The sequence below is a fragment of the Mucilaginibacter sp. genome, assembly GCF_028288225.1.
GTDB lineage: Bacteria > Bacteroidota > Bacteroidia > Sphingobacteriales > Sphingobacteriaceae > Mucilaginibacter.
In genome coordinates this window covers 207909-223962 of record NZ_JAQBOC010000017.1, presented here as the reverse complement: position 1 = coordinate 223962, position 16054 = coordinate 207909, and the positions used below count along the sequence as shown (strand labels likewise).

12 protein-coding genes, 1 other RNA gene and 1 pseudogene are annotated in these 16054 nt (G+C 40.4%); 7 read left to right on the top strand and 7 right to left on the bottom strand.

Going from position 1 to position 16054, the window contains the following annotated elements:
• Window positions 1-13: 13 nt before the first annotated feature.
• Window positions 14-1126 carry a GDP-mannose 4,6-dehydratase gene (gene gmd, locus JWQ54_RS05355; RefSeq protein WP_299581301.1) on the top strand — a complete coding sequence of 371 codons (1113 nt, stop codon included), beginning with the start codon at window positions 14-16 and terminating at the stop codon, window positions 1124-1126.
• A gap of 670 nt (window positions 1127-1796) precedes the next feature.
• Here the strand turns inward: gmd and JWQ54_RS05350 are convergent.
• Window positions 1797-5522, bottom strand: coding sequence for a putative Ig domain-containing protein (locus tag JWQ54_RS05350; protein ID WP_299581299.1), 3726 nt, complete (start codon window positions 5520-5522; stop codon window positions 1797-1799).
• A 783-nt stretch (window positions 5523-6305) separates the two neighbouring features.
• Here JWQ54_RS05350 and JWQ54_RS05345 point away from each other — a divergent pair.
• Both JWQ54_RS05345 and JWQ54_RS05340 read left to right on the top strand, forming a co-directional pair.
• A complete protein-coding gene (locus JWQ54_RS05345) occupies window positions 6306-6695 on the top strand; it encodes a hypothetical protein (RefSeq protein ID WP_299581297.1) in 390 nt (129 codons plus the stop codon).
• Window positions 6696-6744: 49 nt separating this feature from the next.
• Window positions 6745-7059, top strand: a complete 315-nt coding sequence (locus JWQ54_RS05340) for a transposase (protein WP_299581295.1) — start codon at window positions 6745-6747, stop codon at window positions 7057-7059.
• A 582-nt stretch (window positions 7060-7641) separates the two neighbouring features.
• Here JWQ54_RS05340 and JWQ54_RS05335 read toward each other — a convergent pair.
• A complete protein-coding gene (locus JWQ54_RS05335; protein ID WP_299581293.1) occupies window positions 7642-8061 on the bottom strand; it encodes an SLATT domain-containing protein in 420 nt (139 codons plus the stop codon).
• A gap of 176 nt (window positions 8062-8237) precedes the next feature.
• Between JWQ54_RS05335 and JWQ54_RS05330 the strand changes: the two genes are divergently transcribed.
• Complete coding sequence (locus JWQ54_RS05330) at window positions 8238-8612, top strand: RteC domain-containing protein (protein ID WP_299581409.1); 375 nt, start codon at window positions 8238-8240, stop codon at window positions 8610-8612.
• A 344-nt stretch (window positions 8613-8956) separates the two neighbouring features.
• Here the strand turns inward: JWQ54_RS05330 and JWQ54_RS05325 are convergent, their stop codons facing one another.
• Window positions 8957-9133, bottom strand: a complete 177-nt coding sequence (locus JWQ54_RS05325) for a hypothetical protein (RefSeq protein ID WP_299581291.1) — start codon at window positions 9131-9133, stop codon at window positions 8957-8959.
• Window positions 9134-9373: 240 nt separating this feature from the next.
• Complete coding sequence (locus JWQ54_RS05320; RefSeq protein ID WP_299581289.1) at window positions 9374-11071, bottom strand: hypothetical protein; 1698 nt, start codon at window positions 11069-11071, stop codon at window positions 9374-9376.
• Window positions 11072-11074: 3 nt separating this feature from the next.
• Here JWQ54_RS05320 and JWQ54_RS05315 point away from each other — a divergent pair, with 3 nt between their 5' ends.
• The 3 genes and pseudogenes from JWQ54_RS05315 to JWQ54_RS29145 all read left to right on the top strand — a co-directional run.
• A complete protein-coding gene (locus JWQ54_RS05315) occupies window positions 11075-11245 on the top strand; it encodes a hypothetical protein (RefSeq protein WP_299581287.1) in 171 nt (56 codons plus the stop codon).
• 730 nt (window positions 11246-11975) lie between these two features.
• Window positions 11976-12131 carry a hypothetical protein gene (locus JWQ54_RS05310; protein WP_299581285.1) on the top strand — a complete coding sequence of 52 codons (156 nt, stop codon included), beginning with the start codon at window positions 11976-11978 and terminating at the stop codon, window positions 12129-12131.
• Window positions 12115-12903: pseudogene (locus JWQ54_RS29145) on the top strand (recombinase family protein); the annotation flags it as partial. The gene JWQ54_RS05310 and the pseudogene JWQ54_RS29145, both read left to right, overlap by 17 nt.
• 722 nt (window positions 12904-13625) lie before the next feature.
• Here JWQ54_RS29145 and ssrA read toward each other — a convergent pair.
• From ssrA to JWQ54_RS05295, 3 genes are all read right to left on the bottom strand, one after another.
• Window positions 13626-13994: a transfer-messenger RNA gene (gene ssrA / locus JWQ54_RS05305) on the bottom strand.
• A gap of 134 nt (window positions 13995-14128) precedes the next feature.
• Window positions 14129-15361 carry a pyridoxal phosphate-dependent aminotransferase gene (locus JWQ54_RS05300; protein WP_299581283.1) on the bottom strand — a complete coding sequence of 411 codons (1233 nt, stop codon included), beginning with the start codon at window positions 15359-15361 and terminating at the stop codon, window positions 14129-14131.
• Window positions 15362-15554: 193 nt separating this feature from the next.
• Window positions 15555-15953, bottom strand: coding sequence for a DUF1573 domain-containing protein (locus JWQ54_RS05295; protein ID WP_299581281.1), 399 nt, complete (start codon window positions 15951-15953; stop codon window positions 15555-15557).
• Between the last annotated feature and the right edge of the window lie 101 nt (window positions 15954-16054).

Sequence of the window (16054 nt, the reverse complement as noted above, 5' to 3'; positions counted from 1 at the left end):
ATATATCTTATTAATGAAAATAGCTTTAATTACAGGGATTACAGGTCAGGATGGCGCATATTTAACAGAACTATTACTTTCTAAGGGATATATCGTCCATGGAATAAAGCGCAGGAGTTCCCTATTCAATACTGATAGAATTGACCACCTTTACCAGGATCCGCATGATGAAAATAAGAACTTGATCCTGCATTATGGCGATCTCAGTGATAGTACCAACCTGATAAGAATAATACAGCAGGTACAACCAGATGAAATATATAATTTGGGTGCTATGTCCCACGTCAAAGTAAGCTTTGATACGCCGGAATACACCGCCAATGCAGATGGCATAGGGACGCTTCGGATTTTAGAGGCTATAAGGATTTTAGGCTTATCAAAAAAAACAAAAATTTACCAGGCTTCAACATCTGAGTTATATGGCTTGGTTCAGGCCGTACCGCAATCAGAAACAACGCCATTTTATCCGCGTTCACCTTATGCCGTTGCGAAGTTATATGCTTATTGGATAACCGTAAATTATAGGGAAGCGTATGGGATGTTTGCCTGTAACGGGATACTATTTAACCATGAAAGCCCATTGCGTGGCGAAACCTTTGTGACGAGAAAAATAACACGTGGGGTTGCAAAAATAGCTATGGGGCTGCAGGATAAACTTTATTTGGGTAACCTGGACGCGCAGCGCGATTGGGGGCATGCAAAGGACTATGTTGAAGCTATGTACCTGATATTACAGCAGGAAGAACCTGAAGATTTTGTCATCGCCACGGGAATAACTACTCCGGTCAGAGAATTTGTTCGTTTATCTTTTGATGAAGTGGGTATAGAAATTGAATTTAAAGGATCCGGAATAGACGAAAAAGGCTATGTGGTTAATTGTAAAAATTTCGAATATCAATTAGCAACCGGAAAAGAAATTGTAAATGTAGATTCAAAATATTTCAGGCCGACAGAAGTTGACCTTTTGATCGGGGATCCAACTAAATGTAAGGAGAAATTAGGCTGGAAACCAAAGTATGATCTTAAAGGACTGGTAAGGGAGATGATAACTGCAGACTTGCAGTTGTTCGAAAAGGAGAAGCTTTTAAAAACATTTGGTTATTCAATTAAAAATCAGTTTGAATAATCAGCTTTCTGATGATATCTCACTTTGTGAATTTATATAAATAACGCCTGCAAGGCCGTTCAGGCAAACCAATATACCAGGAATAATAAAAGCATAACAGCAAAATTAGTGCTGATTATGGAAACCAAGAGGCGTGATGCCGAATTGTTAATTTGAAGGGTAATATTGTTTTGAATTGTCATATTCCTTTTTTACGATAACTATCATTTAAAGTTACAATTTTATTAACGATCCTGTAGGATTCCTCAGATAAAGCATTACCAATGCTTGACTCCAAGGCCATATGCCTTACCCAACTGCCAGCCCATTGATAGCGTTAAATTTAGCTCGCTTTTTGCCTCATTTGAAATAAACAAAGGTGGTAAAAACACGATACTTAAAACGGGTAATTTTGGCGCAGAAGAATGATCAGGATCCTGATCCAAACAGGGCCATATTAAATACATGGGATATCATAAAGCTGAGAACGGCCAGGTGTCATTAATTGCCCAAAATATCAGCAATAAAGACTGGTTATATAATACGATGGTAAAACCTTATACATAACCGGTAATGGCGGTTCAAGATAACTTTTAACGCCGGTTTAATTTATAGCGGCACCGTTATCTGCCATAGGGCATGGCTTAATACTAAACCAGGGCAGCAAATGAAAATTAGCTTTTCAATTTGATCATAATTTTACGAAACTTGTTCTGCCTGCAATACTATTATCATTTTTGTTTCGCACAGTTATAAAATAGATTCCCGGGAGCAGCTTGCTTATATCACTTTGCCAGGAAGGCTGGGTTAGTGTAGCCGTTCTTACAATGCTCCCCATATTATTTGTCATCTGTATATTATAGGCAGTATTGTTACTTGTTTGATTGATTGCTAAATTAACCCTTTCTGTTGTAGGGTTAGGATATACCGAAATATTGCTGATAATAGTGTGGTTAGTAGAGTTAGCATACATCAGTGTAATTATTTTCGAGTAGCTGATTTCCCCATTTAGATCCTCGATCTTCAACCGATATTGATCTGCCGCAGCTGGAGGATTTTTGTCCAAAAGGCTGTAATTTTTACCGGCGTCGGATAGAAAGCCGCCAAGAACCACGAAAGTTTTGCCGTTGTCACTGCTTCTTTCAACGGTGAAATTAGTGTAGTTCTGTTCATTTTCCGCTTTCCATATAATCTCAGCGCCATCGGTAGTTTTCGTTGCTGCAAAGTTCAGTAAATGTGTGCCTAATGCCGGGTTTTGGCGCATCACTATTGTAAAACGATTACGGCCATATGATGCCGTATCAGACAGATCTATTGTAAAAACATAAGTTGAATTATGGCGGATATCCAATGAATCTTTTTTGTAACGATCCATTAGCCATATATCGTAAATCTGTGGAATGGCTACCAGTGCGGTTCTTTGTAAAGTATACTGGCCGGTTTTTGCTGCCGTTATACTTAATTTAATTATCTGCGGGGCTTGTTTGGGCAATGGCAATGCATTAATAGATAAACGGATATTATCATCAGAAATACTTGCCAAGCCTTCAGCAGCTCCTGGCCCCGATACATATTTAGCATCTTCCTTCCCGTTGTATCGCGGTGATGCAGTAGAATTAAAGCCAATTACTATGTCACTATAATTAACAGAATCTGTAACAAGCTTTAACCGCATTATTTGCTGAACCGCAACCTGTGCGGCAGGTTTACCCATTAATAAATAGCTGCCCGTGTTTTGCGAGAGTTCAGATTTGGCGCTTTCTTTAAATTGTAAGGTGGCAGGGCCGGCATTGCTTGAATGTACAAAAAAACCCTGTCCGCTGGCAATAATCCTGGTAGCGCTGCCTGTTCCTGCATGCAGGGACGCCGAGTATGTTTCGAACTGCTGGTTTACCGGGTTAAATACATATATTGCTGCATCAAGATTACTGGAAATAATACCCCCGGCTTTATTTCCATAGGTAGAGGTTTCCCAGTCTATTGAACTTGCATAAGGGTTACCCACCATATTAAATCCTGTAATAGTGTTTGATAAGCCCGTTGTCGGCGTAAACCAGTCATTTATAGTTATGGTGCCTTGATTTAAGCTGCCGGTTGAAGTTAACGTTACGTTTTCAGGTGCGATAAACGGGAATGCAGTTCTTGTTGCCCAATTGATGGCGGCGCCCCTGAAAAAGAAAAGTACGCCGTTACCAACAGGAATGTTGTAGGTGCCGCCATCACTTGCGCCTATAGTGCCGGCAGAAGTTGAATTGGTTATATTGGTAATGCCAATATAATTCCCGCTGGTAAAGGAGGCGTTGCTCGGAGTCCGGTCTTCACGATATAAATAAATAGACGGGTTACCGGCACTGGTGCTGCCGCCTGTGCAGCCGGTAATAAATGCATTTGTGGTGCTGTTTGCTCCAGTGGTTTGGCCCGCGGTGTTTCCAACTATATAATTTAAGCCATATACTTTGTTACTGCCAACTGTAGCATTATAAACCGGCGAGGATATGATCCGGTAACCCCGCTCTACATACCGGCTGCCAACTTTAGAGGTACTGCCTTGAAAATACCGCTCTACATTAACATTCCCGGTAATTGAACCTCCGGTTATCTCGCCAATTGTTGCAGAGCCTGTAGCATCCGATTTTAAAGTAACCCTTAAAGGGGAGGTGATGGTTAATGCCCCGGTGCCCGCAATATTTACAACAGCCAATGGAGCAATGTTTATTGCCCCTGTCACAGATGCGATTACGGTTCCTGTAAAAGTTGGAGTTGCATTATTATTAATTGTAAGGATGTTATTAACAGTAAATGTTACCCCGCTTTGAACCGTTAAAGAACCTGCGTTAGCGCCAAATGTTATATAATTAATAGATACGGAGGCATCTACTACTGGGTCAGGGCCGGTATAATTGATAACACCAATACTGGCAAGATCAGTTGACACGGGAACGGTGTTGGTGCTCCAGTTTTGCTTTGTACTCCAAAACTTGTCATGCTGCCCTGTCCAGTAATTATCCCTAACGCAGGCTATACTTACAACAGTACTGCTGTTGCCGGAGCCATTGGTGCCGGTTATGGTATAAATTTTTGCGGCCGAAGTTGCTGTAGGTGTGCCTGAGATAATACCTGTTGTGGTGTTGAAAATCAGACCGGCAGGCAACGCGGTGCTGATGTTGTAACTCGTGGGAATCCCTCCGGTAACAACAGGAATTAAAGGTGTTATAAGTGAATTTGTTGTAAAAACATTTATTGTGGGATTGTAACTGATAACGGGCGCCGATGTATTGGCGGGGCATGATAGCGTTACAGTAGCACTGCCGCTCCCGCTGGCATTATAAGCGGTAACGGTATAGGTTGCAGCAGCAAATGAAGTTGTAGGTGTTCCGCTAAAAACACCTGTGGTGCTGTTAAAACTTAAGCCCGCCGGTAAAACGCCGCTTAAATAATAGCCGCCTGCAACCGGGTATTTAGTTACAGTACCGTTGGTATAATCAGACACATACATATTGCCCTTACTATCTGTAACAATGCCTTCGGGATCAGTAAGGCCGGTTATCGCTGTTAAAATAACGCCGGATGGATTGTAAACTGTTACAGTGTGCGCTCCCGAATCGCCGATATATATATCGCCCGCGCCGTCAACATAAAATGCATTAGGATTACTTAAACCTGTAACAACAGTTGATAAATAAACCCCGGCTGAATTATATTTAGTTACATTCAGGTTTGTGTTATCTAATACATATATATAACCAGAACCATCTACTGCCACATTTACGGGATTAGCCGTATTTGCATTATTCAGGGAAAACGCAAGAGCCCCGCTTGTATTATATTGGTCTACCGTGTTTGTACCATTGTTGTAGCTGCCTTCGGCTATATAAAGGTTATCAGAGGGGTCTATTGTAATTCCGTTACTGGTGCCCAATCCCTGGATTATGGTTGACACGTATACACCGGCTGAACTATATTTAGACACATAAGCATTACCATGAAAATTACCATTACCATTATTTGTTCTGTTGTAGTTCAAAACATACCCATTTCCGGCTTTGTCAAAAATAATACCGACCGGATTTGATAAGCCGGTTGTAGCAAAAGTTCCCTGGTATATACCGGTTGAATTATATTTACTTACCGTGTTATTGCCAAAATTAACAGCATAAATATTGCCTGCGGGGTCAATTCCCATTCCATAAGGATTGCTTAAAACTGCACCGGTAAGAGGAACCGCGGCACCGTAAGCAAGCGATGTAACCGCTCCACCGGAATTAACAGGAGACAAGATAGGAATAGGTGTGCCTGCAGTATAAACGTTAGTTGATGGGGTGTATGAAATAGTTGGCGCCTGTGCAAAAAGATTATTATTCAACTGCGTTAAACCAAACGTAAAAAAGATAAAAAAAAACAGTAAATGTGTTTTCATATAATACGTATATCAAATCAATGAAAATAATGTATACCCAATTAACAAAAACTACACCCATTAAAGGGTTTTGGATTATTAACCGATAAAAATGACAGGGAATAAAATAATTTAAGAGAAATAATTTTTATTTTATTTTATGGTTATAAGTATTTAATAGCGAGTTATTTAATATTGCCTGACAATTAATACCGGTATTGGTCTTCGATTTATCCGGCAATTATGTTTTTTCAAATATTCATTAATTTTTTCCTCAAATTGGGGTGAATTACAATAGTTTGAGTAATTAAATCCCTGCCTAAGTTTTTCTAAGACTTATCATTTTCCTTGCCCCTAAAAAAGGCAAAGTTGTTATTAGAAAAGATCCCGTTGGTATTCATTTACGCGGAGCGCTATCTAAAAATGGATTCGTCTGTCCTGTAAATTACTTTTTGAACCTTCGTGTAATATTTCTTACTTTTTCGCTTTTGCCTAAAATTTGCTTCTAAAACTCTCGGCAGTAATAATGCTACTTGTTTCGCTTAACTGGTGGTGTGCCTCACAAACTTGTGCTTGCAGATTTTCTAAATAGGCATTAAAGGATTTAGTTTCCTTCTTAGTCCCTTTTAGCCGTCCCCGCAATGCTATTCTATGCAGCAGATTCGCATTTCCGGCCTGATGTAGTTTCGAAACGTTGGCCATTTACAGTAATACGAATATAAATCGGCACTAAGCCGATTTGATGGTTTTTGGGCTAACTTAAATAGAGCCAAGATAGCTCGAAAGAAACTGGTTGATGAGCAAGTGGAAGTGACTTCAGAGATCAACTATAAAAAACAATTACTGGCGCGTTTTGAACTTTTATTGGAACATTATGACAGTGATCTTAGTCGGCTTGAGTTTATCGATGAAGGCAGCAATTTATTTAGCTTACTGAACTATGCAGCCTGTCCGGTATGTGGGACGGAGATTGAGGAGCAGCACTATAAATGTATCCGTAATAATGAAGTACAGTCAGAAATGTTGACAGAGGCCATCTCCAGTGGATTTACAAAGATTCAGGAAAAGACCATTGATCTGAAGCAGACGATTAACGACATTACATCTACTGTTCGTGAGCACGAAAGGGTCCTTGCAAAAGTTATAGATGAGATTAAACATTTCGATAATTATATAGAACAGGAAGTTATGTGAGATGCATCGGTAAAACCGGACAGTAGGATTTGCTTAAATTAGCAAAGCGATGTTAGGAAAAAAGTTAGACAAGCCGCGTAGGAAATACGATGCGAAGTTTAAGAACGATGTAATAAAAATGACAATCAGCGGCCGTCCTGTTCAGGAGATCTCCCACTCACTGGGTATTAACTCGAACATGGTTCATCGGTGGAAGTCGGAGTATAATCAATCTTTAGGAGCATTACCGTCCCCGGGGGATGTTATTGTTATTCCGCCTGTATCAGGAGCCGAACATGAGCGGATCAAGGCCCGTTTACGGGAAGTTGAGCAGGAAAGGGATATTTTAAAAAAAGCGTTGGGCATTTTCAGCCGGGGGATTTAAAGAAGGTGTATGCCTTTATTCTTTCCCAGGAACTGATCTTTCCTGTTATTGTTATGTGTAATGTTCTTTCGGTAAGCCGCAGCTGTTATTATGTTTACCGTAAGTTACCCTTGTTTGATTGCCTGGGCTTTGGGAATCTTCACAATGACATGGGTGCACTGTGATAGCCCTCTGCACTCATAGGAGTGATAGGCATAAGCTGCTCTGCTTTGGCATATATAGACTGAATCAACAGTGGCTTTGATATGCGGCTTGATGGGTGTTGCATAGCTCACGGATATACCGATAAGCATCGTGACAATAAGAAGCATTCTTTTCATTGTGAATGGTTTAGACTTAAAATATAGCACTTTTAGGGATGGCTCTTGTTATAAAAAAAATTGGATGCTATCTTGCGGCCTCAAAACGCACGCTCATGTGCGCATTGTGACAAGGTGTAGATTAAAGCTCCAAAGCAGCGAGTGCACGGGGGCTTTTATGTATTTATAAATTATCCATGAATTTATTCACTCTGGTGAGGTTTGGGATCTTTCTTTTTGTCCGTTTCTGTTTTTAAGCGCTTGTAGGCATCTTCCCAATAGTTCATTTGATTGGCTTGAATGGCTCGGTATTGTTCAAACAATGCGGCCAGATCTTTAGTGAGTTAGATGCTTGTTTATACTTAAATTCATATTGAAGATCCTCATATTTCCCAAACATTATTTTACGCCTGATCCAGTAGGTATCCAATTTCCAAAAGGCTTTAAGCGCCGAAAGCAGGGTTATGCTCGCACCGATGATTAAGGCATAATTTTTTACCTGCAATACATTCGATACAGCTGCTGTCCCGTTTGAGTCGAAGTTTAGCCCGAGCGTAACGGTTAAAAGGGAAGACAGCACAATAATTGCCACCGACACTACGTAGTTCGCAATCTTTGACCACTTGGTTTTGCTTTTAAATTTAGCAACGCCCTCCTCAATTAAGCCTGCTAAGTACGTTTCTTGTTGTGATGATGTAAACATGGCTAAGTCCGTTAAAGATGTTTTTTTTTTAATAGCATTGATTTTCAATTAGTTAAATATAGCGTTTAATGCTATTCTAACAAACAGAAAAAACCACCAAAGGTACCCGGCTCGCCCGGCCCATCCCCAAAGCCCCGTACGGAGGAACTACGGCATAAACCCGCAGAAGTACTCGTATCGCCCCTGGTGAGCAGCTTTTTGGCAGGTTTATGGCATTGGAAAGGCTGCAAACCTATTTAATCGACGAATTGAAAAGTCTTGAAAACACCTATCACAAAGAATCCCGCGAACTGGTAAAGGATAATCCTAAAACTTTATCCTGGACAGGGGAGACCATTAACCTCGTTGAATTTGGCTACGGCATCTGGCTGACCGGGCAAATTAAATATGGCAACGCATCGATTACCGAAATCATCCAGTGGCTGGAAGCGCATTTCAATGTAAAGATCGGTAAGGCCCACCGCCGCTGGCAGTCCATTATGTCCAGAAAAAGGGTGCCAGGTAAAATTTATAGTAGCGGTAAGGGACGCGATATTAAAAAGAATCGATGACGAGAATGGGAGGTAACACCCCGGCCATCTACGTATGCAACGACTGTCAAAGCGCATGCTTGCTCCTAAGTATTTCTCCAACTAAATTATTGTAATTTGATTTGCACCAAATCCGTTAAATAAAAACCCTAATTCATTACGAAGGGCGATTGCAGTAAATAAAGCTGCATAGAAACCAACGAAAGGCAACTCCTGATCAGGGTAGCCTTTTATTATTATCCGGTTTTAAACGTGCCGGTTTCTTTTTGAAATTTTTCCGCACGCTAAACTCCAAAGACAGCAAAGCCGCCGGTAAAACCACATCATTACTGACGAGAAAGTTGACATACTAACGGGATTCCGAGTTAAGTTTCACTAATCGGTTCCAAAACTTTAGTGTAGATCTTTTTCCAAATAGCGGGTGATTTTTTTTCAAGTTCACCCCATTGAACCAGTATTTGTTTAAAAAAATCTCTTGTTAAAATATCTCCCCAACAATTTGATAACTCTAATTTTCTTCTGAGCTGGCCGTAAGAAGCCATTGCAACACTGTGTTTTGAAGACAACTCTCCATATTTTAGAAAGTTGTTCCAGCAGCAAATAAGACGGTTAAAATACTAAACAATAAATAGATAAATCTTCCATCACAATCTCTGGTTTGCCAATGGTTAGTTATTTGCCAATGGTTAGTTAATTTAAAAACCAGCTATTAATACAGATATTGAATAGCCTGTTCTGGCTGTTCTGTTTATTTCCTGTTATAGTTCTAAACTTGTTTGGCGCTATGCACGCGACCACCGTAATTTAATTGAACCACATATCGGAAAAGGTTGATGGTCATCAATATCTCTCGGTGCCTCTTTCGGGCCTGACCAATCTTCCATTAGTATTTCAAAAGCGTTCTGATCGAGTTCTTCTGGACTTGGAGCCGCCGGAGCCTTGTACCAAGGCATTGATACCCCTCTGTTAATTAAATCCTGCAGTCCATTCGCCAGGGCATCCCAATCCGCAACACTGGGGATTTGTGAGCCATCGGGTTTCCGACCTTGTCTAATACCATTTATTGCTTCAGATAAATACTGATTGACAGCATCTATTTCCGATTGACTCGCTTCATTGAGTAAATCGTCCTTAGAAATGTCCAACCATCCAGCTTGCAGTGGCGTTTGTGCTGCAACATAATCCGGTGTTGTAATAATATATACATACAATTCATCATTGCCTGCTACTATTAGCGGTATTACACCCGTTCTTGTCTTGAAATTTGCCCTTACTATTAATTTGTCTGACGAAGACTTTCTGCCCGAAGGGAGCCGTAACGTGTAAAAAAAATAAATAAAGCTTCCATCAGGCCCAAAACCAGGATAGATATTAGGCATAGTATTAAGGAGAGGCCCATATGGCAGGGTGGCTTGGGCCATCCCAAAATGAGGTCCAAATAAATCAGCATCTTTTTTTGACAATTCACTAAAAAGATATGTTCGCAGACCTAAAGGATTCTCATTATCATCATGTCCAAAGATTTGACTAACAAAGTATGGCAGCCCAATAAGAGTCGATATTGTTTCATCCCTGTTATCGCCATTTGGCCGAGCCACGGCCAACAAGGTTGGCGGGTGAATTTCTGATCCGAAATCGTCATGCCCGGCATCAATTATCCAGCGTCCGTATATCGCCACTCTGTCAAATTCCCCGGGTCGGTATCCCACTGGCAACAATCCCATGTCTTCCTCTACGTGAAGAATCCCTGGAACGTCAAAACCTATAGGAGTTTCTGCTAATCCATCAGAAACTTCGTTGCTCGGCTTAATCCATGGTGCAATTGCGCTGAGATCAAGATTGCTTGTTGCCAGCAATGGCCAATATTGCTTATCGGGCGCAACGCCAAATGTAAAATCATTGCCCACGTTACCCCACGGGTGCCTTATCCCATCTGGTGGTCCTCCTTCTTGCGGTGGTAGTCCGAAATCATCATCATTTGCAAACGGATGGGTAAATGGAAGATCAGCTTGAGATCGTTCAGGGGTTACCGCAAAACCGGAAAGACCTACTGCAAAACCAGCTGTAGTGGAAGAACTTTCAAATTGCTCAAAACTTGACAACGAAGGAAGGATTGGTACCCATTCGTATTTAGGCTCATCGTTCGCAAGAAATATTTTACCACCCACTAATATACTACCCCAATTCGGATTGCTTTCATCGATCGGTGGAGATGGATTATTGAAATCGGTTTCCAGTATTGGATGTGCGACCAACCAGCTCTGCCATAGCCGCCAGGAAATTATTGCGGGAGTAAGTAACTCTATGTTTAATCGACCGTGAGATGAGCTTCCTTTGTTTCCCGAAAACTGTCCCCATTCTTTATCACCTAAGGAACGATCAAATAATTGTTTGTAATACCATTTTATTGAATAAAATTCGGACTCAGGCTTGTTAATCAAAACCGCAACTATTTGTTCCCTGTTTTTTTGCTCATCCAATGCTTGCAGTTGCTCATTGGGGATCAAACAGAGATCAGGGTACGTACGGGTATTATGGGTATAAGCGGCGAAAATCAAAGCATCCGGCTGCAAGCCGGCGAACAGTTGTTGGCTACACCCGGGAAAAACTGGCACAAACCGATCTGGATATCAACAACTATCCCGGTTTGGTAAGGGCGATATTAAAGAATCCCCAAAAATGGCCGGAGCTACTTAAATATTATTATCAAAGCAGGATACTTCGACTGTTGCCGGGAAAAACAAAGCTCTGATTCGCACGATCATTCACCAAATCATCATCGAACAGATAGCGCCTGATGGCAGTGTCAAAACATTCCGACTGGACGGTAGCCGGTTGATCATTAATGGCCTCATCCAACCTGACGCTGTATACCAACGGTATAAAGTAAAATACTTGCCCTCGCCGGACTATTTCATTTATTTTGGAAACGAGCGGCCAGGGGGCAAGGGCATTTTTGTCAGCCCTGATAATTTTTAGGACGGTTAGTGGACATTTCAGGAGGCTTGGGAACGAACAACACGCAGAGTGTGATGAAATGTTATCTCCAATTGATGTTTTGTGGCTGAATAAGAGGAATATGCCTATTGATATTTATTAAATGATTGAATAACAGCCTTAACAGACAATATAGTGGAGACTTTTGCATTCTCCACTATGATTGTGTCTTCAAAATGTTCCTAAATCTTGCGACTTTTCGTGCCTTTTGAATCGCTTAATATTCTCCTTAATTTCCCTTCGGTTAATCAAGTCCTACCTTATTTATCGGTACTACCGAAAAACTTGTCATAAACAGCTTTATAAGCTTATGAAATTTGTCGTCGCATTAATGGCAAGATAAGATTTGCTGTTTAAAGATTTTATTGACAGGTTGATTAATTTGATATGGAAATTAGCAAGGACACTCAAGACGCAATCGAGAAAAATATTTCACAAAAAGCTAAGGAGCTTGAACAAGAAAAAGAAAAGAAATTACTAAATTTATTAGCGGAAATTCTTGTTCAAATTACATTAAAAGAACTATATGAAACGAGCGATTAGATATTTGCGCTTCAGCAATTTAGGTCAAAGTAACGGGTCTATTGAACGCCAAGAACTTTATACTGACCAATGGCTTCAATTTAACCAAGTTCATTTGATTGACACTTTTATCGATCGTGGACACAGCGCAAAAACTTTCGATAGGCCTGATTTTTTAAAGCTAACTGCCTTTATTACGAAACACCAAAAGAACGTAGATTATCTTGTTGTTGATCAGTTAGATAGATTTAGCCGTGATGCGGGAGAGGCAATGACGTTAGTTAAACGACTGCAAAAACAATATAGCATTCAAATCGTAAGCGTTACGGAGGGAATTACTTTTGATTATGATACTCCCGGCAGTTATTTCAGAACAGGTCTTCAGTTGTTACTCGCTGAAGAAGATAACATTAATAGAAGCATTAAAATAAGAGGAGGGAATTATACCGCCAGGGCCAAAGAAGGAAGATTTCTGAGCAACCTAGCGCCTTTTGGGTACAAAAAGGTAGGTGAGGGTAAAAATCGCACAATTGTTATCGAGGAGAAAGACGCGAAAATCATACAATTTATTTATGAGTCCTATTTGCGTAACGTCCCCCTTTATGAATTGAAAAATCAAGCTAAGACATTGGGATTTAATCGCGGAGGCAACATGGCGATAGAACGTATATTGACAAATCCCGTTTATGCTGGAATGGTTAAAGCAAAAGCCTTTAAAGAATATCCCGGAGGATTGTTTCCAGGTATTCATGAGCCGATAATTGACAAAATTACATGGCAAATTGTACAAAACAAAATCGCAAAGCCCCAAAAAACAAAATCCGTATTAGATGATAATATTCCTCTTAGAGGAATACTGAGGTGTCATTGTGGACAGCCACTTTCAGGCGCTCCGTCCCGAGGCAAGACTGGAAAATGGTTTTACTACTATAAATGTAAGTTTCCGCAACACAATAATGTTAGTGCAATCAAATCCCACAACCAATTTTTAGAAGTATGCGAATTAATGAGTTTATCGCAAACAAATATTAAATACATTAAGGAAACAGCCGAACAATCGCTTGAGACAGCTATGAATAGTAATAAGAAAGCACTTGTTGAAAAAAAAGAAGAACTTGAAAAGGTGCAGGAAAAATTATTTGCTGTAGAAGAGAAATGGATCAGTAGTCAAATATCTCGTGAAACATATGATCGTTGGTCTTCGAATTACAATGGTGAGATTTTTTCTATCAAGGGTGCAGTAGAAAGATTAGGAAAAGACCATTCACAAGGATTTAAGATTTTAGCTAAGCATTTAAATTTCCTTACGGATATTAAATATATATACGGTAAAGCAGATACAATTCAAAAACGTGAGTTTGTAAACCTGGTGTTCGACAGCAATTTATACTATCAAAACGGTGTCTATCGAACTCCAACGATGATGGAAGTGTTTGCACATAATTCGCTGATAATGAGAGAGAAAAATCTGTTAATTTATGATAAAAAAAGGGATAATCAGATGATTATCCCTTCGGGTGGAGCCGGAGGGATTCGAACCCTCGTCCAAACATGGTATAAGGTAAGCTTTCTACATGCTTAGCTTCTGTTTAATTGTAGGGAAGGGGAAGGCCAGTTGCTTGCCTGTACCGTCTTCCTTAGGTGCTTTATCTCGCCCGCTATGCACACCTTAAGCAGGCCAGTCCCATCTTTCGATGCCCCTGATGCCGATCCGATGAAACGGAAAACCGGCGGGACAAAAGCTAGCTAAATTCTAAATTAAGCAGCTAAGGCGTAGTTATTTTCGCCATTTGTGATTTTGAGTGTTCTGATTTAAGCGCTAATTCACCCAACGCGCTGCATGCTTACTTACTTATCTCCATCCTGTCAATTCCGGTCGACCCCATTTTTTGAGTTGGCAGTTATCGGTTGCCAGTTTGCAGTATTTTGATAAGGGTACAAAGATAAATAAAAGTTTGCAGTAGGCAGTTGCCGGTTTGTAGTTTTTTATCTGCCGACAGCATACAGAAAACTGCCAACTATTTTCCGCTGCCCACTGCCAACTGCTCACTGCCAACTGAACGCCCCGGATAAACCTTCAACGCTTCATTCAGGCAGATCATCGCCTTTTCAATATCATTATTGTTCAAAACGTATGCCATTCTTACTTCATTAAAGCCAGCGCCAGGTGTGCTGTAAAAACCTGTTGCAGGCGCCATCATTACCGTTTGGTTTTCATAGCTGAAACTTTCCAGCATCCATTGGCAAAACTTATCGGCATTATCTATCGGTAGTTTTGCTACCACATAAAATGCACCACCAGGATTAGGACAATAAACGCCTTCCATTTTATTTAAGGCATTTACTATGGTGTTACGGCGGGTGGTGTATTCTTTATTTACTTTTTCAAAATATTCATCAGGTGTGTTAACTGCAGCTTCGCCGGCAATTTGTTCAACCATACCTGCACTAAGTCGTGCTTGCGCAAACTTTAAACCCGCAGCCAGTACAGCCTTGTTTTTGGTGATCAGGCAACCCAGGCGTGCACCGCATGCGCTGTAACGCTTGCTCACAGTATCCATCACTATTACATTTTCTTCCAGGCCATCCAGGTGCATTGGCGATATAAATGATTGCCCGTCATAGCAAAACTCGCGGTAAGCCTCATCTGAAAATAAATACAGATCGTGTTTTAAAGCCAGCGATTTTAATTCGTCCATTTCTTCCCTTGAGTATAAATACCCTGTCGGATTATTAGGATTACAAATAATAATAGCCTTGGTTTTATTAGTTATCAGCTTTTCAAATTCGCTGATCGGAGGCAGTGCAAACCCGTTTTCAATGTAAGATAGAATGGGTTTAACCACTATATCGCACTGGCAGGCAAAGCCGTTGTAGTTGGCATAAAAAGGCTCCGGGATAATTACCTCATCACCCGGGTCAAGGCAAGCCATCATTGATATGGTAATGGCTTCTGATCCACCCGTTGTAACAATTATATTCTCAGGCGCAATGTTATAACCTAGTTTGTTATAATATTCTGTAAGCTTTTTTCGGTAGGATAGAGTTCCTTCCGAAGGTGTATAAGCCCAAACTTTAAAATCAATATTTTTAATAGCGTTAAGCATCCCTTCAGGAGTCTCAATATCCGGCTGACCGATGTTTAAATGATAAACTTTTTTACCATCAAGCTTAGCCTTATCAGCAAAAGGCGTTAATTTACGAATAGGGGAAGCGGGCATTTGCTGCCCTTTGTGCGATATTTTTGGCATGATGCAAAATTAGTAAATTTAGTCCGAAAGTCGGGAAAGTCCTTATGAAAGGAGTAGGCAGTTTTGAGTATGCAGTTTGCAGCTCATAACAAATAAAAAAGGCACGATTGCTCGTGTCTTTAAATATTTTTTTTCAAGTTTTCCCAACCGGGGGGGAGATTTAGAGAGGGCTTCAGGAGAATGCTTTTATCCTTTAATTACTGCTCGCCGGCTTCGCAACTACTTCGCCAACGATATTCAAGTTTTTCTGTGGTGTTTCTGCATTCGAGGTAACAACAATCACTTTATTAAATGGAGCTGCAACAGCTGCATTATAGGTTATCTTAATGTTACCTTTTTCACCGCTTTTAACGGGTGTTTTAGTATAATCAGCAATAGTACAGCCGCATGTAGGCCTTACATCAGTTAAAATAAGTGGCTGCTTACCAACATTGGTAAATTCAAATACGGTAGTAACAGGTGTGCCTTGTGGTATTTTACCAAAGTCGTGTTTTTCTTCGTTGAATTTAAATACAGGTTTTTCACTATCTTGTGCCGATGCGGTGAAGGCAAACCCTAAAATAACTGCGCATATTAATAAAATCTTTTTCATATTGTGTATTTGATTATTACAAATATAAAAGGTTTAATGTAATAACAAAACTATTCTGCAAACTGTACGTTTTATATGGAATAATGCCAATTACAGAATAG

What these genes read in the sequence shown, in the direction of transcription:
- gmd (WP_299581301.1), top strand. Translation starts at nt 14, where the DNA reads ATGAAAATAGCTTTAATTACAGGGATTACAGGTCAGGATGGCGCATAT.
- JWQ54_RS05350 (WP_299581299.1), bottom strand. Translation starts at nt 5,522, where the DNA reads ATGAAAACACATTTACTGTTTTTTTTTATCTTTTTTACGTTTGGTTTA.
- JWQ54_RS05340 (WP_299581295.1), top strand. Translation starts at nt 6,745, where the DNA reads ATGTTAGGAAAAAAGTTAGACAAGCCGCGTAGGAAATACGATGCGAAG.
- JWQ54_RS05335 (WP_299581293.1), bottom strand. Translation starts at nt 8,061, where the DNA reads ATGTTTACATCATCACAACAAGAAACGTACTTAGCAGGCTTAATTGAG.
- JWQ54_RS05325 (WP_299581291.1), bottom strand. Translation starts at nt 9,133, where the DNA reads ATGGCTTCTTACGGCCAGCTCAGAAGAAAATTAGAGTTATCAAATTGT.
- JWQ54_RS05310 (WP_299581285.1), top strand. Translation starts at nt 11,976, where the DNA reads ATGGAAATTAGCAAGGACACTCAAGACGCAATCGAGAAAAATATTTCA.
- JWQ54_RS05300 (WP_299581283.1), bottom strand. Translation starts at nt 15,361, where the DNA reads ATGCCAAAAATATCGCACAAAGGGCAGCAAATGCCCGCTTCCCCTATT.
- JWQ54_RS05295 (WP_299581281.1), bottom strand. Translation starts at nt 15,953, where the DNA reads ATGAAAAAGATTTTATTAATATGCGCAGTTATTTTAGGGTTTGCCTTC.